Below are 20,643 nucleotides of genomic sequence, written 5' to 3' on the forward strand. Positions count from 1 at the left end.
CTTGAAAACATCGTGCTCATCGACCACGTGGAGACGTGGTGCCATCGCGCCTACGGCGCGGATCCGCACCATCATCGCAAGGATCGTCCGCGGGCGGCAACGTTCGGCAGAACTGCCGCGGGTGAACTGACGGGTGACCCGCATACTGCTCGCATGTCCACACCCGCCGCCTCCGGCCCGGTTCCGCGGCCGGACCAGCCCCGGCGGCCGCTCGCCCTGGTGCTGGCCGTGGTGGTGCTGGTGCTGGTCAACCTGCCGCTGGCGCACAGCACCTGGCTCGAGCGGCAGGTCGAGCGGTCCGGGGTCGAGGTGCAGGCCGAGGTCGCCGACGACACCGTCGAGGACGGGCGCTCCCTCGTCGCGTTCGTACTGCCCGAGGAGGTCGGGGGAGAGCGGCTCGCCGACCACGAGCGCGGCTGGACCGTCGAGGTCACCGACGAGGTCCGCGAGGCGGCGGTCGACGCCGGCGAGCTGACGGTCCGGGTGCTGCCCGGCAACCCCTCGGCGTACTCCGTCGAGGGCCAGGTCCGGGGCTCGGGCGCGCTGGTCGTGACGGCGGTCGCCGACGCGCTGCTGCTGCTGGTCGGGCTGCTGCTGTGGCGGTTCCGTCGGCGGCTGCGCCCCCAGCTGGTGCTCGTGGCGAGCGGCGACGTCGAGCGCTGCGCGCCGGGCGCGGTGCTGGACCGGGTCGAGGGCGACGAGTACGTCGTGGCCGGCGAGGTCGAGTCGATCGAGGACGACCGGGTGGTGCTGCTGGTCGACGACCGGCGCGTGGTCGTGGAGCTCGCCGGCCACCACAACCCGGTCGGTCACCAGCAGAGCGCGCGGGTGCGCGGCCGGATGATCGGTTGAGCGGGACTTCCGGACGGGACCGGGCTCGTGCTGGCAGACTTTCCGGCATGCCGACCCCGACGACTCCGACGACCCTGGCCGACTTCGCCGCCCGCTCGATCGAGGGCCAGGACATCGACCTGGCGTCGTACACCGGTCAGGTCGTGCTGGTCGTGAACACCGCCTCGAAGTGCGGCCTGACGCCCCAGTTCGAGGGACTGCAGCAGCTGCACGACCGCTTCGACGGCCGGGGCTTCACGGTGCTCGGCTTCCCGTGCGACCAGTTCCGCCACCAGGATCCCGGCGACGACGCCGAGATCGCCGGCTTCTGCCAGCGGAACTTCGGCGTCACGTTCCCGATGTTCTCGAAGATCGAGGTCAACGGCGACGGGGCGCACCCGCTGTACCAGTGGCTGCGCTCGGAGAAGGGCGGGGTGCTCGGCGACAAGATCAAGTGGAACTTCACCAAGTTCCTGATCGGTCGCGACGGCTCCGTCATCGCCCGCTACGCGCCGACGACCAAGCCGGAGAAGATCGCCGCCGACATCGAGAAGGCGCTCGCGGGGTAACGACGGGCTCATGACCCGGTTCACCGCCTCGACCTCGGCCGAGGCCGTGGTGCCCGCACCCCGTCAGCAGATCTGGGACCTGCTGGTCGACCCGGCCACGATCGCCGCGCTCACGCCGTTCCTCAAGCGGGTGAGCGCCGACGGCGAGCACTGGCGCTGGGAGATGACCGGCCTCGACGTACTCGGGGTGAAGGTGGCGCCCGCGTTCACCGAGCGGATGGTCTTCGTCGACCTCGAACGCATCGAGTTTCACCACGACCCACCGCCCGGGGTCAAGGAGCGCTCCGGAGTCGAGGGCTGGTACGACCTCGCCGACGCCCCCGGTGGCACGCACCTGGCGACCAGCCTCGAGATCACCCTCGACCTACCCCTGCCCCGACTCGCCGCCCCGGCCGTCAGCTCGGCCATGAGGGGCGTGATGGCCACCATGGGCGACCGGTTCTCGGCCAACCTGCTGCGCGAGCTCGGGGTCGAGCAGGCGGGGTAGTCCGTCACACCAGCGGGGTCTTCGTGGGCCTTCGGCCCCCTGGTGTGACGGACTACCCCGGCGATCGGGCCTCAGACCTGGACCGACTCCGACTCCGGGTCACGTTCGCCGAGGGCGTCGTCGGCGTACGTCCGCAGGTGCGGCCGGTCGAGCTTCTCGCCCTCGACATCGACGTTCGGGAGGATCCGGTCCAGCCAGGCGGGCAGCCACCAGGCCTTCTCGCCCATCAGGTACATCAGCGCCGGGATCAGGGTCATCCGCACCAGGAACGCGTCGAAGAAGACCGCCACGGCGAGGGCGAAGCCGATCGATCGGATGATCGGCTCGTCGATCAGGATGAACGCGGAGAACACGGCGATCATGATCGCGGCGGCGGCGGTCACGACCCGGGCGCTGTTGCGGAAGCCGTCGACGACGGCCTCGCGGGTCGACATGCCGTGCACGTGCGCCTCACGCATCCGGGTCACCAGGAACACCTGGTAGTCCATCGCGAGCCCGAAGACCAGGCCGATCAGGAAGATCGGCATGAAGCTGACGATCGGCTGACCCTCCATCAGCCCGAACGCGCCCTCCTGGAAGACGGCGACCGTCGCGCCCAGGGTGGCGAGCACCGTGAGCAGGAAGCCGAGCGTCGCCGTGAGCGGGATCAGGATCGAGCGGAAGACGATCATCAGCAGGATGAACGCCAGCCCGATCACGACGGAGAGGTAGATCGGCAGTGCGCCGCTCAGCCGCTCCGAGACGTCGGTGGTGATGGCGGTCAGGCCGGTGACCCCGGTGGTCGTCCCGGTCTCCTCCTCGATCTGCTCCTGACCGTCCCGCAGGGCGGTGAGCAGGTCCTCGGTGGCCGTGTCCTCGGCGCCCGTCTCCGGGGTGATCAGCACCTGGGCTCCGGTGCCGTCCTCGTTGGTGCCGACCAGCTGGGCGTTGCGGACGTCGTCCTGACCGGCGGCCCAGGCGACCACGTCGTCGTACGCCGTCGTCCGCGCGTCGGCGTCGGGCAGCTCCCGGCCGTCGATCACGACGATCATCGGCGCGTCGCGGCCGGGACCGAAGGAGTCGGCGATCAGGTCCGACGCCTTGCGCTGCGTGGTCTCCGGCGAGGCTGTGCTGTCGGTCGGGAACGCGAGGTGCAGGTTGCTCAGCGGCAGCGCGAGGGCGCCGAGGGCGATCACGGTCAGGAGTACGGCGGTGATCGGTCGCCGGCCGATGAGCCGGGCCCACCGGACCCCGTTGTTCATCACCAGGCCGTCGGTGTCGCGGGTGGGTCGATAGTGCCGAACGGTGCCCCCGAAGGCGCGCTTCTTCAGCAGGCCGAGCACCGCCGGGAGCAGGGTCAGCGCCACCAGGACGGCGATCAGCACCGTGGCGCCGGCCGCGAGGCCCATCGAGGTGAGGAACGGGATCTGGACCAGGGCCAGGGCCGACAGCGCGATGAGCACGGTGAGGCCCGCGAAGACGACGGCGGAGCCCGCCGTACCGACCGCGACGCCGACCGCCTCCTCGCGGTCGCTGGTGTGGTGCAGCTCGGTGCGGTAGCGCGCCAGGATGAACAGGGTGTAGTCGATGCCGACCGCGAGCCCGATCATCGTGGCGAGCATCGGGGTCGTCGATCCGATGTCGAAGAACGCGGTGCTGGCCGTGATGCCCGTGATGCCCAGCCCCACGCCGACCAGTGCGGTGACGATGGGCAGGCCGGCGGCCATCAGGGAGCCGAAGGTGAGGATCAGCACCAGGAGCGCGACGGCGATGCCGATGAGCTCGGAGGTCCCGCTGATCTCGGTCATGCCGGCCGAGCCGGAGCCGTTGGCCTCCACGACGAGCCCGTTGGTGCTCGCGTCGTCCATGACCTCGCCGAGCGCGGTGATCGTGGCCGGCTCGACGTCGGTGACGGTCTCCACGTCGAAGTCCCAGGTGATGGTGCCGACCCGGCCGTCTTCGGAGAGCGGCGAGAGCGCCTGGGCGTTCACCTGCGCCGCGGCCACGTCGCCGCCGGCCTCGGTCGCGGCGTCGACGATCGCCTTCTCCTGCTCGGCCGCCGCGGTGGTCGGGTCGGTCAGCGGGGCGTCCGGCATCTGCGGAAGGCCCTCGAGGCCGGCGATCAGGTCCTCGACCTGCGCGGCGTACTCGGGCTCCGCGAGGGTGTGCCCCTCGGGGGCGGCGACGACGACCTTGACCGAGGCCTGGTCGAAGGCGTCGACCGCGTCGGGGAAGAGCTCGGCCTGCATGTCGGCGGCCTTCTCCGACGGGATGCCCGGGATCGAGAACGCGTCGGTCATCGGCTTGGACATGGTCCCCGCGAAGATGCCGACCGCGACGAACGCGATGAGCCACGCGGCGATGAAGAACGGCCAGCGGCGGTACGCCGTCTTGCCGAGGCGGTGGAGCAGGGTGGCCATGGAGGATCTCCTGGGGAGGGTCGGGGAAGGCGGGTCAGGCGAGCAGGTGCCGGGCGACGCGGAGGTTCTCGTCGAACAGCTCGAGGACCGGGCGCTGGTCACCGCAGACGAACTCGCGCATGGAGACCTCGAAGACCGCGACCAGGAGCCGGATCAGCAGCCGGGCGTCGGCGGTGGCGATCCGGTCGCCCTCGCGCTCGACGATCAGATCGGTGAACGTGCCGAGGATCTTCTCGAAGCGCTCGCCGGCGATCAGCACGAGACGGGGTTCGTTGACGACGACCCGCTTGGCGCGCTCGACGTCCTCTCGCTCGACGTCGTGGGACTCGAAGAGCTCCCTCGCGATCTCCGAGAGGTCGTTGACGAGATCGCCGTGCGGCCCGCCGGCGACGAACGTGGCCCGGACCTCGTCCGACATGGTCGGGACCGGGCCGAGCACCGCGTCGAGCTTGCTCGGGAAGTAGTTGAACAGGGTCCGGCGGGAGACCTCGGCGCGCTCCGCGAGCTCGTCCAGGGTGAAACCGTCGAGACCGCGCTCCTCGGTGAGCTGCTGCGCGCAGCGGCAGATCCGCCGCTCGGTCTGCAGCCGCTTCACCTGGCGGATCGTTGCACTCTCGGACATGGAGTGCATTCTTGCACTCTCGACCAAGAAGTGCATAATTGTGATGGCGGTCACGCCGCTCTGTGGAACGCGGCCGACCCCGCCGTGCGGTTCATCACGGCGGGGCGGCTGTGACTTGCTGGTAACCGAGCGGGGGGCGGAAAGTGGTCGGGTGTCTTCCCCCCGCACCGCCACCCCGTCGTCGTACTCCATCACCATGCGGCTGCACACCGCTCCTGACCACGCGGTGGTCGGAGCGGTCGCCACCGCGATCGCGGCGTCGGGGGGCATCGTGACCGCCATCGACGTCACCGAGTCCAGTCACGAGCGTCTCGTGGTCGACGTGACCTGCTCCGCGATCGACGCCGACCACGCCAAGGTCCTCGAGGGCATCGTCGACGAGATCGAGGGCGTGGAGGTCTACCGGGTCTCCGACCGGACCTTCCTGCTGCACATCGGCGGCAAGATCGAGGTCTCCTCCAAGGTGCCGCTGCGCAACCGCGACGACCTCTCGATGGCCTACACCCCGGGCGTCGGCCGGGTCAGCATGGCGCTGGCCGAGCACCCCGAGGACATCCGTCGGCTGACCATCAAGGGCAACTCGGTCGCGGTCGTCACCGACGGGTCCGCCGTACTGGGGCTCGGCAACATCGGTCCGGGCGCGGCGCTGCCGGTGATGGAGGGCAAGGCGGCGCTCTTCAAGCGGTTCGCCGACATCGACGCCTGGCCGATCTGCCTGGACACCCAGGACACCGACGAGATCGTCCGCGCGGTCGAGCTGATCGCCCCCGGTTTCGGCGGCATCAACCTCGAGGACATCGCGGCGCCGCGCTGCTTCGAGATCGAGCGACGGCTGCGCGAGAGCCTCGACATCCCCGTCTTCCACGACGACCAGCACGGCACCGCCATCGTCGTCCTCGCGGCGCTGACCAACGCGCTGCGGGTGGTCGGCAAGAAGCTCCCCGAGGTGCGCCTCGTGGTCTCGGGCGCCGGTGCGGCCGGCACCGCCATCGTGACCCTGCTGCTGGCCGCCGGGGTGACCGACGTCGTCGTCTACGACCGGGTCGGCTGCCTGGTGCCCGACCTCGAGGGTCTCTCGCCGGCGCAGGTGCAGCTCGCCGAGGCGACCAACCCGCGCAGGGTGCGCGGCGACCTGCGCGCCGCCCTGGCCGACGCCGACGTGTTCATCGGCGTCTCCGCCCCCGGCGTCCTGCAGGCCGAGTGGATCCGGGACATGGCCACCGACCCGGTCGTCTTCGCGCTGGCCAACCCCGACCCGGAGGTCGACCCCGCCGAGGCCGACAAGTACGCCGCCGTCGTGGCCAGCGGCCGCTCCGACTACCCGAACCAGATCAACAACGTGCTGGCCTTCCCCGGCGTGTTCCGCGGCCTCCTCGACGCGCGGGCCACCGACGTCACCATCGACATGCTGCTCCGCGCGGCCGAGGCGATCGCGCTCGTGGTCAAGGACGAGGAGCTCAACCCGAGCTTCATCATCCCCACCGTCTTCCACCCCGACGTGTCGAAGGCGGTCGCCGCCGCCATCCGCGCCGACCGCTAGCCACGACGGACAGGGCTATCCGCGGGCGTCGGCTGCGTAGAGCGCCGCGCCGACGACGCCCGCCTTGTTGCGCAGCGTCGCCGGCACGATCTCGGTGTCGAGGTCGAGCAGCGGCAGGAACTCCTCCGACCGCTTGCTGATGCCGCCGCCCACCACGAACAGGTCGGGCGAGAACAGCATCTCGAGGGTGCGGTAGTAGCGGTTCAACCGCTTCGCCCACTCCTCCATGCCCAGGTCCTCGGCCTCGCGGGCGCTGTTGGCCGCCCGCGACTCCGCGTCGTGCCCGTCGATCTCGAGGTGGCCGAGCTCAGCGTTCGGGACCAGCACCCCCTCGTGCACCAGCGCCGAGCCGATACCGGTGCCGAGGGTCGTCACGATGACCAGGCCGCCTCGGCCCGCGGCGGCGCCGTACCGCACCTCGGCGAGGCCGGCGGCGTCCGCGTCGTTGACGACGTGTACGTCGCGGCCGGTCGCCTTCGTGAACAGGGCGTCGGCGTCGGTGCCGATCCAGGCCTTGTCGATGTTGGCCGCCGAGCTGACCACGCCGTGGCGGACCACGCCCGGGACGGTGACGCCGACGGGACCGGCGGAGTCGGGGAACGCCGCGAGCAGCTCGACGAACACCTCGGAGACCCGCTCGGGGGTCGACGGCGAGGGGGTCTTGAACCGGACCCGCTGCCCGGCGAAGTCGCCGGACTCGAGGTCGACGGGTGCGCCCTTGATGCCCGTGCCGCCGAAGTCGATGCCGAAGGGGACGTCTTTGCTCGCCATCCCCCGACCTTAGGGCGCGGTGAGCGATGAGAAGTCGACGGTGGCCGGGTCTGCCGCATGGCGGACCGAAATCGGTTGACCGCGGGCCGCGGCGGCACTGCTACTGGAGGACGACATGAACCCCGATCGGGCGGAGGGCAGCGGATGATCACCGCACGAGGACTCGTGCAGACGTTCCACACCGGAAAGGGCCGGAAGAAGCAGGCCGTGCACGCGGTCAACGGCGTCGACCTCGACGTCGCCGAGGGCGAGGTGGTCGGCTTCCTCGGCCCCAACGGCGCCGGCAAGACCACGACGCTGCGGATCCTGACGACGCTGCTGCGACCGACGGCCGGCACCGCCACGGTGGCGGGGTACGACGTCGCGACGCAGTCGGTCGAGGTACGACGCAGCATCGGCTACTGCTCGCAGGTCGGCTCGACCTTCTCCGGCGCCTACGCCGGGGACGAGGTGGTCGACCACGGGATGCTCTACGGGATGTCGCGCCGGGAGGCCGTGGCGCAGGGCATGGAGCTCTTCGAGCGGCTCCAGCTCGACGGGCTGTGGCGCCGGATGCCGAAGAACATGTCCGGGGGCCAGAAGCGCCGCCTGGACATCGCGATGGGGCTGATCCACTCGCCCTCGTTGGTCTTCCTCGACGAGCCCACGACCGGCCTGGACCCGCAGGCGCGGGCCAATCTCTGGGACCACATCGTCGACCTGCGCAACCGGCAGGGGGCGACGGTCTTCCTGACCACGCACTACCTCGACGAGGCCGACGCGCTGGCCGACCGGATCATCGTCATCGACCGCGGCGAGATCGTCGCGAGCGACACCAGCGACAACCTCAAGGCCCAGGTCGCCGGCGACCTGGTCGCCCTGGAGGTCGGCGCGGACGAGCAGGTGCCGGTCGCCCGGGAGCGGCTCGCCGCGGTCGCCGAGACCGTGGAGGTCGACGGCCGCCAGGTGCGCGGCCGGGTCGCCCGTGCCGGGAAGGTCGTGCCGGGCCTGCTGCGTGACCTCGAGGGCGCCGGGATCGCCTTGGAGTCGATCGAGATCGCCCGGCCCACCCTCGACGACGTGTTCCTCACCCTCACCGGCCGCTCGCTGCGCGACGCCGAGGCGGCCGCGACGACTCCCGAAGGAGACGACCGGTGACCGGCTTCCTGCGCGACAGCGGCATCGTGTTCCGGCGCCAGATCCGGATGAACCTGCGCAACCCCGCCTGGGTGATCATCGGGATGCTGCAGCCGGTGCTCTACCTGCTGCTCTTCGGCCCGCTGCTGGAGCCGGTGATCGGCCAGCTCGGCGGCAACAAGTACACCTGGTTCGTGCCCGGCATGCTCGTCCAGCTCGGCATCTTCGGCGCCTTCTTCGCCGGCTTCAGCCTGATCGGCGAGTGGCGCGAGGGGGTCATCGAGGCGGAGCGGGTCACGCCCGCCAGTCGGGCGGCCCTGCTGTTCGGCCGGCTCTACCGCGACCTGCTCCAGCTGTTCGTGCAGGCGGTGATCCTGGTCGGGCTCGGGCTCGCCCTCGGCATGGACTTCAACCCCGCCGGCATCGTGCTGGGCGTCATCCTGACGATCCTGCTCGGCGGCGCCTGCGCCGCGGCGTCCAACGCCTTCGCGCTCACGGTGAAGAGCGAGGACGTGATGGCACCGGTCGTCAACCTGGTGATGATGCCGGTGCTGCTGCTCTCGGGGATCCTGCTGCCGATGAGCTTCGGCGCGGCCTGGCTCGACAGCCTGGCCAACTTCATGCCGATCCGGCATGTCGTCGACGCCGTCCGTGGCGCCTTCTTCGGCGACTACGACCTGGCGACCCTCGGCTGGGGAGTGGGCTGGACGTTCGCGCTCTTCGGGCTCGCGGTCTGGTGGGGCGTCGCGGTGTTCCGACGGGAGAACGCCTGACGGGGCCCTGTCCGGGCCTGGTTAACCTGCCCGGGTGAGCGACAACGCCCTGGAGCTGACCGGCGTCACCTCCATCCGCGATGCGCGTCCTCTGCTGGAGGACGTGGACCTCGTCGTTACGACGGGGCGAGCAGTGGGCGTTGGTCGGCCCCAACGGTGCGGGCAAGAGCACCCTGCTGAACCTGTGCGGGGCGGTGACCTTCCCCAGCCGTGGACAGGTCCGGGTGCTGGGTCACCGGCTCGGCTCGATCGACCTGCGCGAGCTGCGGCGCTCCATCGGCTTCGTCAATCCGCGCCACCCGCTGCGCTCGGATCTCCCGGTCGAGGAGGTCGTCCTCACCGGCGCCACGGGATCGATCGAGACGGTGCCCCGCTGGACGCCCACCGACGTCGAGCGCGACCGGGCCCGACACCTGATGAAGTCGCTGGGGCTGGACGCCGACGGCCCGCTGCGCTGGCACACGATGTCGCAGGGCGAGCGCGGCCGGACCCTGATCGCCCGCGCCCTGATGACCGATCCGCCCCTGCTGCTCCTCGACGAGCCGAGCACCGGCCTCGACGTGGCCGCCCGCGAGCAGATGATCCAGACCATCGACGGACTCCCCGCGGTGATCCCCGGCCTGACGACCCTGATGGTCACCCACCACTTCGAGGAGCTGCCGGCCACGACCACGCACGCTGCGCTGCTGCGCCTCGGGCGGGTCGTCGCCGCCGGGCCGGTCGACGAGGTGCTGACCACCGAGCTGGTCACCGCCTGCTTCGCGCACCCCATCGAGGTGCACCGCCACCGCGGGCGCTGGTCGGCCACCGCCGGCTGAGCGTCGGCGGCGTTCAGCCGCCCGTCTCCTGACGGATCCAGGCGGCGAAGCCCGGCACCGTGAACCGCAGGGCGCCCCGGCCGGCCACCTCGATGAGTCCCTTGTCGAGCAGGCCGCGTCGGGGGACGCTCAGGTCGTTGCTGGACAGGCCGAGGTGGTCGGCGAGCTCGCCCCGGCGTACGTCGGTCTCGGTAGGGCCGGCCAGCTCGGCCATGCCCGTGAGCACGCGCTGCTCGCCCGGGGTGGCCTTGACCCACCGGGCGCGGAACATCGTCGCCAGCTCCTCGTCGACCCGGGCGCGGGTGCGGTCGAGCAGGTCGTGACCGAGCTCGTCGCCCTCGGTGGGCGCGGCCTCGCGCCACACGGCGTCGCCGTAGAGCTGGAGGAAGTAGGGGTAGCCCTGGGCCAGGTCGACGACCTCGGCGAGCAGGTCGGGGTGCCACCGCACCCGCTGGTCCCGGGCGGGGGCCTCGAGGACCTCCGTCGCGTCACCCTCGCCGAGCCGCTCCAGGGTGCGGAAGGCGAACCGCTCGCTGAACGTCACGGCCGCGGTCAGCACGTCGGGGGTGTTGGGCAGGCCGGCGGCGATGACCAGCGCGGGCGGCTCGGGGCTCGCCTGCTGCAGCTCCTGCCAGGCGTAGGCGAGGGTGCGGAGGTCCTCGCGGGGCGCGGCCTGGATCTCGTCGACCAGCAGGCAGAGCCCCGCCGAGCCCCGGTCCCGGGCGGCCGCGGCCGCCAATGCCACGAAGTCGCCGAAGGCGGCCGACGCCGCGCCGGTGCCCGGCCCGGCCGCCGGGCTGACGTCGAGCTCGACGCCGGCACTGGCGGGCCAGGCGCCGAGCTTGAGGGTGAGCGACTGCATCCGCTCGCTCAGCCGGGATCGGCGGGCGACGTCGACGCCGATGTCATCGAGTGCCCGGGCGGTCGCGGCGACGAGGGCGGCGACCAGGCTCTCGTCGCCCCGGGCGGTCACCCAGGCCACGACGGCCCCGGCCCGGCCCGCCTCGTCGCGCACGACCTTGAGCAGGGAGGTCTTGCCGACCCCGCGGGACCCGACGTGCACGCGCACCCGGCCCAGGAACCGGCCGTAGGTCGCCAGCAGAGCGAGGTCGGCCTGGGCGTCCGCGAGCTGGGCGCCGCGTCCGACCAGGACGGGCGGCGCCTCGCCGGGGGTGTACGGGCTGGGGAGCGGACTCACACGGTTCCTTATGAAGGTCGGGGTTCATCAAGAACCGTAAACCTGGCCGCCGACCTTTACATCTGATGCGTACTTGTCAAGCAGATTGACATCTCCTAGGGTTCTGTAAACCCGGCAGCGACGCCGACCGAGGAGGCAGCACCGAATGGCCATCGACGACAGCCCCGCCGACAGGACCGCCAACTGCACCGTGCCCGACGGCTCGACCGAGACCTGGCACGACCCCAAGCGCCATCTGTGGCTGATCGGCCTGGTCGTCCCGTCGCTGGCCTTCCTGGCGTACGCCGGCTGGGCCGCCACCGGCGTCGGCGCGTTCTTCTGGATCGGACCGGCCGTGATCCTGGTGGTCGTGCCCGCGATCGACCTGGTGGCCGGCCTGGACCGGTCGAACCCGCCCGACGACATGATCGAGCGCCTCGAGAAGGACCGCTACTACCGGTGGATCACCTACCTTTTCCTGCCGGTCCAGTACGCCGGCTTCCTCGGCTCGATGTACCTCATCGCGCGGGGTGACCCGCTCGGACTCCAGGGCGATCTGGCCACCGTCGACAAGCTCGGCCTGGCGGTCTCGATCGGCTGCATCGGCGGGATCGGCATCAACACCGCCCACGAGCTCGGTCACAAGAAGGAGAGTCACGAGCGCTGGCTGTCCAAGATCGCGCTGTCGCAGAGCTGCTACGGCCACTTCTACATCGAGCACAACCGCGGCCACCACGTCCGGGTCGCGACGCCGGAGGACCCGGCGAGCAGCCGCCTCGGTGAGACGTTCTACGCCTTCTGGCCGCGCACCGTCACCGGCTCCCTGCGGAGTGCCTGGCGGCTGGAGAAGCGCCGCTACGCCCGCAGGAAGCAGCACCCGTTCCGGATCGGCAACGACGTCCTCAACGCCTGGCTGATGACGGCGGTGCTGTGGGGTGCCGTGGTCGGGTGGCTCGGCGTCGGCGTACTGCCGTACCTCCTCGTCCAGGCCGTCGTCGGCTTCTCGCTCCTGGAGGTCGTCAACTACATGGAGCACTACGGGATGCTGCGCCAGAAGGTCGGTGTGGGCGAGCGGCAGCGCTACGAGCGGGTCGACCCCTCGCACTCCTGGAACTCCAACAACATCGCCACCAACGTGCTCCTCTACCACCTGCAGCGGCACAGCGACCACCACGCGAACCCCACCCGCCGCTACCAGACGCTGCGCGACTTCGAGGAGAGCCCGGTCCTCCCGACGGGGTACGCCGGCATGATCGTGCTCGCCCTCGTCCCGCCGCTGTGGCGCCGCGTCATGGACCCCCGCGTGCACGCGCACTTCGGCGGCGACCTGTCCCGGGCCAACCTCCAGCCGAGCAAGCGCGCGCGACTGCTCGCGGCCTACCCGCCCCCACCGGTGGTCGAGCCGGTTGCGCAGCAACCGTCTCGGAACCACGGTGCCGTCGAGGAGGTCCTGGCGGCTCGCTGCCCCGGCTGCTCCTACGTGTACGACGTCGCCGCGGGCGACGAGCACGAGGGGTTCGCGGCCGGCACCGCCTGGGCCGACATCCCGAGTGACTGGTGCTGTCCCGACTGCGGCGTCCGGGAGAAGGTCGACTTCGTCGCGTTGTCGGGCACGCCCCAACCCGCCAGCTGAGCACCGGTCCGCACCCGGCCGGACCCAGGGCCCCCAGGAAGCCGGGCAGCCCCCGCGGGAGTGGATACCTAGACTGGTCCGCATGGCAGTCAGCACCCGCGAGCGCGTCGTCGACGCGGCGGTGCGGCTGACGGTCGACATCGGCTGGTCCCAGGTGACGATGGCCAAGCTCGCCGACCGGGTGGGCGTGAGCCGGCAGACGGTCTACAACGAGATCGGCACCAAGCCCGGGCTCGCGGAGGCGATGATCCTGCGGGAGCTGGAGCGCTTCCTGCACGTCGTGTCGGTGGCGTTCGACGAGCATCCCGACGACCTCGTCGAGGCGATCCGGGCCAGCGCGCGCGGAGTGCTCGAGCACGCCCACGACAACCTGCTCCTGCACGCGGTCGTCTCCGCGACGCACGGGGCCGACACCGAGCTGCTGCCGCTGCTGACGACCCACGCCGAGTCGCTGCTGGCCGCGGCCAAGGCGGTGGTGGCCGAGCGGCTGGCGCCGTACGACGTCGACCTGGGTCCCGCCCACCTCGACGCCGCCATCGACATGGTGGTGCGGGTGGTGCTCAGCCACGTCATGCAGCCCTCGGGCACGCCGGCGGCGACGGCCGACGACATCGCGTGGATCGCGGCGCGGGTGCTACGTGGTCAGTGAACCGGCGCGGCGTGCGGCGGCCTTCTCCACGGCCTCGCGGAAGGCGGCGACGACGTACGGCGGGACCTTGAGCCCGCGCCGCTGCGCCCACAGCAGCTCGGCCTCGACCCGGGAGATCTGGGCGGCGAAGTCGTCGACCTGGGCGGTGATGCCCAGGGTCGCCATCAGCTCGCCGAAGTCGGCCAGCTGGTCGCCGTTATTGGCGCCGACCGGGGCGAAGGAGAGGGTGCGCAGCCGGCGGACGAACCACTTCTGCCAGCCGGCCAGCTCGGCCCAGAGGCCGCGCGCGGAGAGCTGGTAGAAGGCGTAGTGGCCGGGCTCCTGGCGCTTGATCGGCGCGACGATCGTCTCGGCGACCGCGGACTCCCGCATCTCGACGACGCCGTCGTGGAGCAGGTTGTAGGCGAGTACGGCGGACCGCTCGGTGGCCATGCCGGTGAGGTAGTAGATCATCCGGCTGACGTCCTGGAAGGCCGGCCAGCGACCGAGCGCCCCGAGAACCTTCAGCTTGGAGCCGATCGAGGTCAGGTCGGCCTCGGCGCTCGGGCGGCCGAGCTCGACCTGGAGCCGGTCCAGGATCAGCCCGTGCCGGGTCTCCTGCGGCTGCCAGACGTCGGCGTAGAAGCGGCGGTCGATCTCGGGCGGGTCGGGGAGCATCGTCATCAGCTCGAGCACGTTGCGGTCGACCTCGAGCTCGACGCGTGCCATGTAGTCGAGGACGTGGCCGAAGCGCTCCTCGAACTCGACCGGGCGGCGTACCGTCCAGTCGACGCTCCCGAGGTCGATCGGGGGGTGCTCGGCCTCCAGCCGGTCGACGTGCCGAGCCAGCCGCAACGCGGTCCGGGTCCCCTCAGCCATGAAGGAAAGGCTACCGTTCCATGATGCGTGAGCGCGCAGCGGTCGGGGTGGTCCGGATGGGCACTCCTGGCGGTCGAGCGGTCGTCGCGGCGGCGACCCTGGGCTCCGGGATGGCGCTGCTCGACGGCACCGTGGTCAACGTCGCGCTCAAGACGATCGGGGAGGATCTCGACGCGAGCCTGGCCGAGCTGCAGTGGGTGGCCAACGGCTACCTGCTCTCGCTCGCGAGCCTGATCCTGCTGGGCGGGTCGCTGGGTGACCGGTTCGGCCGGCGGCGGGTGTTCGTGTGGGGGACGGTCGGGTTCGCGGCGGCCTCGGTCCTGTGCGGACTGGCCCCCAACCCGGAGGTGCTGATCGCCGCGCGCCTGCTGCAGGGAGTGGGCGGGGCGCTGCTCACCCCCGGCAGCCTGGCGATGATCCAGGGCGCGTTCGTGAAGGACGATCGGGCGGCGGCGATCGGCGCCTGGTCCGGGCTGGGCAGCATCGCGGCCGCCATCGGCCCGTTCGTCGGCGGCGCGCTGGTCGAGCACGCGAGCTGGCGCTGGATCTTCTGGATCAACCTCCCGCTGGCCGTGGTGACCGTGGTGATCGCCCAGCGCTCGGTGCCCGAGACCCGGGACCCGAACGCCGCCACGCACCTCGACCTCGGCGGCGCGGTGCTCGCCGCGGTGGCGCTCGGCGCGACGTCGTACGCCCTGATCCAGTGGGGCGGTCCGCTCGCGCCGTGGGCGGGCGTCATCGCCGTCGTGACCGCGGTGCTCTTCCTGGTCGTCGAGAAGCGGGTGCGCGAGCCGATGCTGCGCCTCGACATCTTCCGGGACCGGACCTTCAGCGCCTCGAACGCGATGACCTTCCTCGTGTACGGCGCGCTGGGGGCGGTGCTGTTCTTCCTCACCCTGCAGCTGCAGACCGTGGGCGGGTACGACGCTCTCGCGGCCGGGCTGGCCAGCCTTCCGGTGACGATCTGCATGCTGCTCCTCGCGGCCCGGGGCGGCCGGCTGGCCACCCGGATCGGGCCGCGGGTGCCGATGACGTTCGGCCCGCTGGTGATGGCTGCCGGCACCCTGCTGATGCTGGGGGTCGACGCCGACGTGAACTACTGGCGCGACGTGCTGCCCGGCATCACCGTCTTCGGTCTCGGCCTCGCGCTGATGGTCGCCCCGCTCACCGCGACCGTGCTCGCCGCTGCGCCCGACGAGCACGCCGGCATCGCCAGTGGCGTGAACAACGCCGTCGCCCGCGCCGGGTCGCTGCTCGCCGTCGCCGCGCTCCCGGTGCTGGTCGGCCTCGGCGGGGAGGAGTACGCCGACCCCGTCGCCTTCGACGCGGCGTACCGCTCGGCGATGGTCGCCTCCGCCGCGCTGCTGACCGCGGGCGGGCTGGTGTCGTGGTTCGCGATCGGCAACCGGGTGCTGGGGGAGCGGGGGGTGGAACTTCCGCGGTCTACCGGGGAAGTCTGACGTTCTCAGGCAACGCGACGCCCCAGAACGTCACGTTCTGGCCGAGAAGTCCGACGGGCGCGACCAGACCACCTACCCTGGACGACCGGGGAGGGGACAGATGCGACTGCGGCAGGCACTCGGGGCCGCCGGGATGACCGGCGCGCTCCTGCTCGTCGCTGCCTGCGGTGGCGGCGACGGCGCGAGCAGCACCGAGCCCGACGCGTCGCCGAGCACGGTGGGGGCCTCGGCTTCGGCCTCGGCGTCGACCCCGGGCACGACCGGGTCGACCGAGGACCCGTTGGCGCCGTACGCCATGGACCCGCCGGGACCGCGGAAGGGCCGGCTGACCTACGTCGACATCCTGGTCAACGGTCGCGAGCCGATCAGCGACGAGGTCCTGGACGCGGTCCGGGGCGTCCCGAACGTCGCGGCGGTCGAGCGGATCTCGCTGGCCCAGGTCAGCGTCGACAACACGCTGCTGACGGTCGCGGCCGTCGACCCGGCGACCTACCGCAACTTCGCCGACGCCGGCAGCGCCGACACCCAGGAGGTCTGGGACCGGGTCGCGGCGGGGGAGATCGCCGTCGACCCGGCCGTCCAGGAGAAGCTGCCCGTCGATGCCGACGGGTTCCTCAAGCTCGGCAGCGACAAGGACGCGCCCCGGGCCCACGTCGGCTCCTACGCGCCCCAGGTCGAGGGCGGCATCGACGCCGTCGTCAACCAGGAGTGGGTCGACGCCCTCGCGATGACGCCCGGCAACGCGTTGCTCGTCTCGGCGCCGGGTTTCGACCCGCAGGTCGTCGGCAAGGAGGTGCGGAAGGCCGTCGGGGCGCAGCGGCCGCTCGGCTTCGTCGACGCGGTCGCGCGCTACGGGCTCAAGCCCGGCGCCCAGCTGGTCGCCGTCGTCGTCGGCGCGAGCGCCGACGCGGTCGGCACCTACACCTACACGGTGCTCGCCGGCGGGAAGGTCGCCCCGGACCCGCAGTGGGTCGCCAGCCACATCGCCACCGAGCAGGTGCCGATCCTGGGCAGCGTCACCTGCAACCGGCTGCTCTTCCCGCAGCTGCGCGCGGCCCTGCAGGAGGTCGTCGACCGCGGGCTGGCCGACAGGATCCACCCCGACGAGTACGCCGGCTGCTTCTACCCGCGGTTCATCGCCGGGTCGACCAAGCTCTCCAACCACGCCTTCGGCCTGGCGCTCGACATCAACGTGCCCGGCAACGGCCGGGGGAGCGCCGGGGCGATCGACCGCAGCGTGGTCGGCATCTTCAAGAAGTGGGGCTTCGCCTGGGGCGGCGACTGGAGCTACACCGACCCGATGCACTTCGAGATGAACGCTCTCGTCGATCCCCGGTGAGGGCTGGTCCCGGCTAGCCTCGCGGGCATGCGAGCCGTCCAGGTCATCACGCCCACCGGTCCCCGCGACGTCGAGGTCCGCGACGTCCCCGAGCCCACCGCCGGTGCCGGTCAGGTGCTCGTCGAGGTGCACAGCGTCGGGATCTCCTTCCCCGACCTGCTGCTGAGCAAGGGTGAGTACCAGCTCAAGCCCGAGCCGCCGTTCACGCTCGGCGTCGACTTCGCGGGCGTGGTGGTCTCGACGGGCTCGACCGACGGGGCGCGCCGCTTCGAGCCTGGGCAGCGGGTCTGCGGCGTCGGCGGCTGGGGCGGGGCGGCCGAGCTGGTGGTCAGCCAGGCCGACTTCACCTTCGCGCTGCCCGACGCGACGTCGTACGACGAGGGCGCGGCGCTGCCGATGAACTACCTGACCGCCGACTTCGCCCTGGCCGAGCGGGCGGGGCTGCGCACCGGCGAGACCGTGCTCGTGCACGGCGCTGCCGGCGGCGTCGGTACGGCGTCGATCCAGGTGGCCCGCGGCATGGGTGCCCGGGTGATAGCGGTGGTCAGCACCGAGGAGAAGGCCGCGGTCGCGCGCGCCGCGGGCGCCGACGACGCGGTGCTCCTCGACGGGTTCAAGGACGCGGTCCTGGCGCTGACCGACGGGGTCGGCGTCGACGTCGTGGTCGACGTGGTGGGCGGCGACGCCTTCACCGACTCGCTGCGCGCGCTCGCCCCGCAGGGCCGGCTGCTGGTGGTCGGCTTCGCCGCCGGCGCCGGAATCCCGCAGGTCAAGGTGAACCGGCTGCTGCTCAACAACGTCGACGTCCGCGGCGTCGGCTGGGGGGCCTACGCGATGGCGCGACCCGGCTACATGCAGGAGCAGTGGGCCCGGCTGCTGCCGATGCTCGAGTCGGGGGTCGTGAAGCCGCCGGTCGGTGCGACGTACCCCCTCGAGGACTTCGGCCGGGCGCTGATCGATATGGAGGAGCGGCGCACGCTCGGCAAGTCGGTGGTGCGGGTCCGCGGCTGAGGGCCGCCGGCCGGTCCCACCGCCGACCCGGCAGGATGTGGTCATGAGCCACGACCACGAGCACGACCACGACCACGACCACGACGGTCCGGACGAGGACCTGGTCCGCCGAGCCGGCCACATCATCCTCGACGGGGTCACCGCCAGCGACGTCGACAACGAGGACGCGATGGAGCTCGCCTTCGGCAAGCTGCTCGAGATCGATGCCATCGAGGTCACGATGGACGAGGACGAGGGTGAGCTCGAGCTCGACATCTCGCCCCTGATGAGCGGCGTGCTGCTGGTCGTCGGCGAGCTGGTCGACGAGGTGGCCCAGCGCGACGGTCTCAGCCGCGAGGACGTGCTCGCGCGGATCCGCACCCGCATCGACGGCTGACTCGCGGTCGGGGGCCCGGGCCGGGGCCGGCGGTCGGGGCGCGGCCCCTCCGACCCCAGGTTCATCACGGTATGCAGACGAGCCTGCACCTCCCACGGTGGGTACGCCGTGGGAGGCGCCAACTGATCTGCATACCGTGATGAACCGGCAACAGCCCTCCCCCCATGTCCTACGCTCGACCGCGTGACGATCCTCGACGACGCCCGCGAGGGCATGAACCTCGACATCCGTCCTCAGGACGACCTGTTCGGCCACGTCAACGGGCGCTGGCTCGACGAGACCGAGATCCCCTCGGACCGCTCGAGCTGGGGCCCGTTCGTGCAGCTGGCCGACGGCGCGGAGGCGCACGTCCGCGAGATCATCGAGAGCCTCGCAGCGGGTGACGCGGCCACGATGACGGAGGACGCCCGCAAGATCGGCGACCTGTTCGCCTCCTTCATGGACACCGAGGCGATCGACGCCAAGGGCCTGCGCCCGGTGCGGCCGCTGATCAACGCCGTCGACGCGCTGCGCGACGTCCGGGACCTGGCCGCGTTCCTGGGCGAGTTCGAGCGGATCGGCGGGCACGGCCTGTTCGGCTCCTACGTCGACTCCGACGACCGCAACTCCGACCGCTACCTCTTCCACCTGGTCCAGGGCGGGCTGGGGCTGCCGGACGAGTCGTACTACCGCGAGGAGAAGTTCGCCGAGATCCGCGAGAAGTACGTCGGCTACCTCACCCGCCTGTTGACCCTGGGCGAGCACCCCGACCCCGAGGGCGCGGCCGCGACGGTTCTCGCGATCGACGCCCGGCTGGCCGCGGGCCACTGGGAGCGCGCGGAGACGCGCGACGTCCAGAAGACGTACAACCTGCTGACCGCGGCCGAGCTGAAGGACCTGTGCCCGTCCTTCAACTGGGACGCCTACGTCACCAACCTCGGCGGGGACGACCTGACGATCGCCGAGTCCTGCGTGCGGCAGCCGTCGTACTTCGGCCACCTCTCGACCGTCCTCGACGAGGTCCCGATCGAGGAGTGGAAGGTCTGGCTGCTCACGCACGTGCTGCGCTCGGCGGCGCCGTACCTCACCGACGACTTCGTCGAGGTCAACTTCGACTTCTACGGCCGCTCCCTCAACGGCACGCCCGAGCTGCGCGCCCGCTGGAAGCGCGGGGTGGCGCTGGTCGAGGGCGCGATCGGCGAGGCGGTCGGCAAGGAGTACGTCGCCCGGCACTTCCCGCCGACGTCCAAGGCGCTGATGGACGAGCTGGTCGCCAACCTGCTCGCGGCGTACCGCGTCTCGATCGAGGCGCTGGACTGGATGACCGAGGAGACCAAGGCGCGGGCCTACGAGAAGCTCGAGACGTTCCGGCCCAAGATCGGCTACCCGGAGAAGTTCCGCGACTACTCGGCGCTGCGGGTCAGCAAGGACGACCTGCTCGGCAACGTCGCGTCCGCGTCGTCGTTCGAGACCGAGCGCCAGCTGGCCAAGATCGGCAGCCCGGTCGACCGCGACGAGTGGTTCATGCTCCCGCAGACGGTCAACGCCTATTACAACCCCGGCACGAACGAGATCTGCTTCCCGGCCGGCATCCTGCAGAAGCCGTTCTTCAGCCCCGATGCCCTCGCCGCGGAGAACTACGGCGGCATCGGCGCGGTCATCGGCCACGAGATCGGGCACGGCTTCGACGACCAGGGCGCGCAGTACGACCCGCACGGCAACCTCGACGACTGGTGGACCGCCGACGACAAGGCGGCCTTCGAGGTGAAGACGAAGAAGCTCGTCGAGCAGTACGACGGCTTCGAGCCGCGCAGCCTGCCCGGCGAGAAGGTCAACGGCCAGCTGACGGTCGGCGAGAACATCGGCGACCTCGGCGGGCTGACCATCGCCCACCGGGCGTTCCTGATCTCGCAGGGCGGCACCGCCTCGGTCGAGGACCGGCGGCGGCTGTTCAGCAACTGGGCCTACGTGTGGCGGACCAAGCGCCGCACGGAGCAGGAGCAGCAGTACCTCACCATCGACCCGCACTCCCCGCCGGAGTTCCGGGCCAACATCGTGCGCAACCTCGACGAGTTCCACGAGGTGTTCGAGACCGCGCCCGGCGACGGGCTGTGGCTCGACCCCGACGACCGGGTCCGCATCTGGTGATCACGGTGCCGGGGCCGAGCGAAGCGAGGGGCCGGGGGCACGCCGGGAGGTCGAGTAGCGTCGACGGGACCGAGCGAAGCGAGGGAC

General features: G+C 71.5%; 19 protein-coding genes. 14 read left to right on the forward strand and 5 right to left on the reverse strand.

Annotation, left to right across the window (positions count from 1 at the left end; all coding sequences use genetic code 11):
• The first annotated feature begins 153 nt into the window (after positions 1–153).
• The 3 genes from MUB56_RS04595 to MUB56_RS04605 are packed head-to-tail and all read left to right on the forward strand — an operon-like array spanning position 154 to position 1,887.
• Positions 154–852: a hypothetical protein gene (locus MUB56_RS04595; protein WP_244930732.1), complete on the forward strand. Its 699-nt coding sequence runs from the start codon at positions 154–156 to the stop codon at positions 850–852.
• A 47-nt stretch (positions 853–899) separates the two neighbouring features.
• Positions 900–1,400, forward strand: a complete 501-nt coding sequence (locus tag MUB56_RS04600; protein WP_244930733.1) for a glutathione peroxidase — start codon at positions 900–902, stop codon at positions 1,398–1,400.
• A 10-nt stretch (positions 1,401–1,410) separates the two neighbouring features.
• Positions 1,411–1,887 (forward strand): SRPBCC family protein, encoded by a 477-nt coding sequence (locus tag MUB56_RS04605; RefSeq protein WP_244930734.1) that lies wholly within the window; start codon positions 1,411–1,413, stop codon positions 1,885–1,887.
• A gap of 71 nt (positions 1,888–1,958) precedes the next feature.
• Here MUB56_RS04605 and MUB56_RS04610 read toward each other — a convergent pair whose 3' ends face one another.
• Positions 1,959–4,286: an MMPL family transporter gene (locus MUB56_RS04610; RefSeq protein WP_244930735.1), complete on the reverse strand. Its 2,328-nt coding sequence runs from the start codon at positions 4,284–4,286 to the stop codon at positions 1,959–1,961.
• A gap of 34 nt (positions 4,287–4,320) precedes the next feature.
• Complete coding sequence (locus tag MUB56_RS04615; RefSeq protein ID WP_244930736.1) at positions 4,321–4,908, reverse strand: TetR family transcriptional regulator; 588 nt, start codon at positions 4,906–4,908, stop codon at positions 4,321–4,323.
• Between the two features lie 196 nt (positions 4,909–5,104).
• Here MUB56_RS04615 and MUB56_RS04620 point away from each other — a divergent pair, with 196 nt between their 5' ends.
• Positions 5,105–6,448, forward strand: a complete 1,344-nt coding sequence (locus tag MUB56_RS04620) for an NAD-dependent malic enzyme (protein WP_244932351.1) — start codon at positions 5,105–5,107, stop codon at positions 6,446–6,448.
• 15 nt (positions 6,449–6,463) lie between these two features.
• Here MUB56_RS04620 and ppgK read toward each other — a convergent pair whose 3' ends face one another.
• Positions 6,464–7,219 carry a polyphosphate--glucose phosphotransferase gene (gene ppgK / locus MUB56_RS04625; protein ID WP_244930737.1) on the reverse strand — a complete coding sequence of 252 codons (756 nt, stop codon included), beginning with the start codon at positions 7,217–7,219 and terminating at the stop codon, positions 6,464–6,466.
• Between the two features lie 144 nt (positions 7,220–7,363).
• Here ppgK and MUB56_RS04630 point away from each other — a divergent pair, with 144 nt between their 5' ends.
• From MUB56_RS04630 to MUB56_RS04640, 3 genes are all read left to right on the forward strand, one after another.
• Positions 7,364–8,356 (forward strand): ATP-binding cassette domain-containing protein, encoded by a 993-nt coding sequence (locus MUB56_RS04630; protein WP_244930738.1) that lies wholly within the window; start codon positions 7,364–7,366, stop codon positions 8,354–8,356.
• Positions 8,353–9,108: an ABC transporter permease gene (locus tag MUB56_RS04635; protein ID WP_244930739.1), complete on the forward strand. Its 756-nt coding sequence runs from the start codon at positions 8,353–8,355 to the stop codon at positions 9,106–9,108. Before MUB56_RS04630 ends, MUB56_RS04635 begins: the two co-directional genes overlap by 4 nt.
• A 140-nt stretch (positions 9,109–9,248) precedes the next feature.
• Positions 9,249–9,926, forward strand: a complete 678-nt coding sequence (locus tag MUB56_RS04640; RefSeq protein ID WP_244930740.1) for an ATP-binding cassette domain-containing protein — start codon at positions 9,249–9,251, stop codon at positions 9,924–9,926.
• A gap of 13 nt (positions 9,927–9,939) precedes the next feature.
• Here the strand turns inward: MUB56_RS04640 and MUB56_RS04645 are convergent, their stop codons facing one another.
• The gene (locus tag MUB56_RS04645; protein WP_244930741.1) at positions 9,940–11,124 is read right to left on the reverse strand and encodes an AAA family ATPase; all 1,185 of its coding nucleotides are present in this window, start codon (positions 11,122–11,124) and stop codon (positions 9,940–9,942) included.
• Positions 11,125–11,269: 145 nt separating this feature from the next.
• Between MUB56_RS04645 and MUB56_RS25950 the strand changes: the two genes are divergently transcribed.
• Both MUB56_RS25950 and MUB56_RS04660 read left to right on the forward strand, forming a co-directional pair.
• Positions 11,270–12,736, forward strand: a complete 1,467-nt coding sequence (locus MUB56_RS25950; RefSeq protein ID WP_348536712.1) for a fatty acid desaturase — start codon at positions 11,270–11,272, stop codon at positions 12,734–12,736.
• An 82-nt stretch (positions 12,737–12,818) separates the two neighbouring features.
• On the forward strand, positions 12,819–13,385 hold the full coding sequence (locus tag MUB56_RS04660) for a TetR family transcriptional regulator (RefSeq protein ID WP_244930742.1): 567 nt from the start codon (positions 12,819–12,821) through the stop codon (positions 13,383–13,385).
• Here MUB56_RS04660 and MUB56_RS04665 read toward each other — a convergent pair.
• Complete coding sequence (locus MUB56_RS04665; protein WP_244930743.1) at positions 13,371–14,243, reverse strand: GTP-binding protein LepA; 873 nt, start codon at positions 14,241–14,243, stop codon at positions 13,371–13,373. The genes MUB56_RS04660 and MUB56_RS04665 overlap by 15 nt on opposite strands.
• A 23-nt stretch (positions 14,244–14,266) precedes the next feature.
• Between MUB56_RS04665 and MUB56_RS04670 the strand changes: the two genes are divergently transcribed.
• From MUB56_RS04670 to MUB56_RS04690, 5 genes are all read left to right on the forward strand, one after another.
• Positions 14,267–15,703: an MFS transporter gene (locus tag MUB56_RS04670; protein ID WP_244930744.1), complete on the forward strand. Its 1,437-nt coding sequence runs from the start codon at positions 14,267–14,269 to the stop codon at positions 15,701–15,703.
• Positions 15,704–15,803: 100 nt separating this feature from the next.
• Positions 15,804–17,042: a M15 family metallopeptidase gene (locus tag MUB56_RS04675; protein ID WP_244930745.1), complete on the forward strand. Its 1,239-nt coding sequence runs from the start codon at positions 15,804–15,806 to the stop codon at positions 17,040–17,042.
• A gap of 27 nt (positions 17,043–17,069) precedes the next feature.
• Positions 17,070–18,053, forward strand: coding sequence for an NADPH:quinone oxidoreductase family protein (locus MUB56_RS04680; protein ID WP_244930746.1), 984 nt, complete (start codon positions 17,070–17,072; stop codon positions 18,051–18,053).
• Between the two features lie 43 nt (positions 18,054–18,096).
• A complete protein-coding gene (locus MUB56_RS04685) occupies positions 18,097–18,429 on the forward strand; it encodes a hypothetical protein (protein WP_244930747.1) in 333 nt (110 codons plus the stop codon).
• 183 nt (positions 18,430–18,612) lie between these two features.
• Positions 18,613–20,556, forward strand: coding sequence for a M13-type metalloendopeptidase (locus MUB56_RS04690; protein ID WP_280637364.1), 1,944 nt, complete (start codon positions 18,613–18,615; stop codon positions 20,554–20,556).
• The last annotated feature ends 87 nt before the right edge of the window (positions 20,557–20,643 follow it).

The sequence above is a fragment of the Nocardioides sp. W7 genome (assembly GCF_022919075.1).
In the GTDB taxonomy this organism is placed as follows: domain Bacteria; phylum Actinomycetota; class Actinomycetes; order Propionibacteriales; family Nocardioidaceae; genus Nocardioides.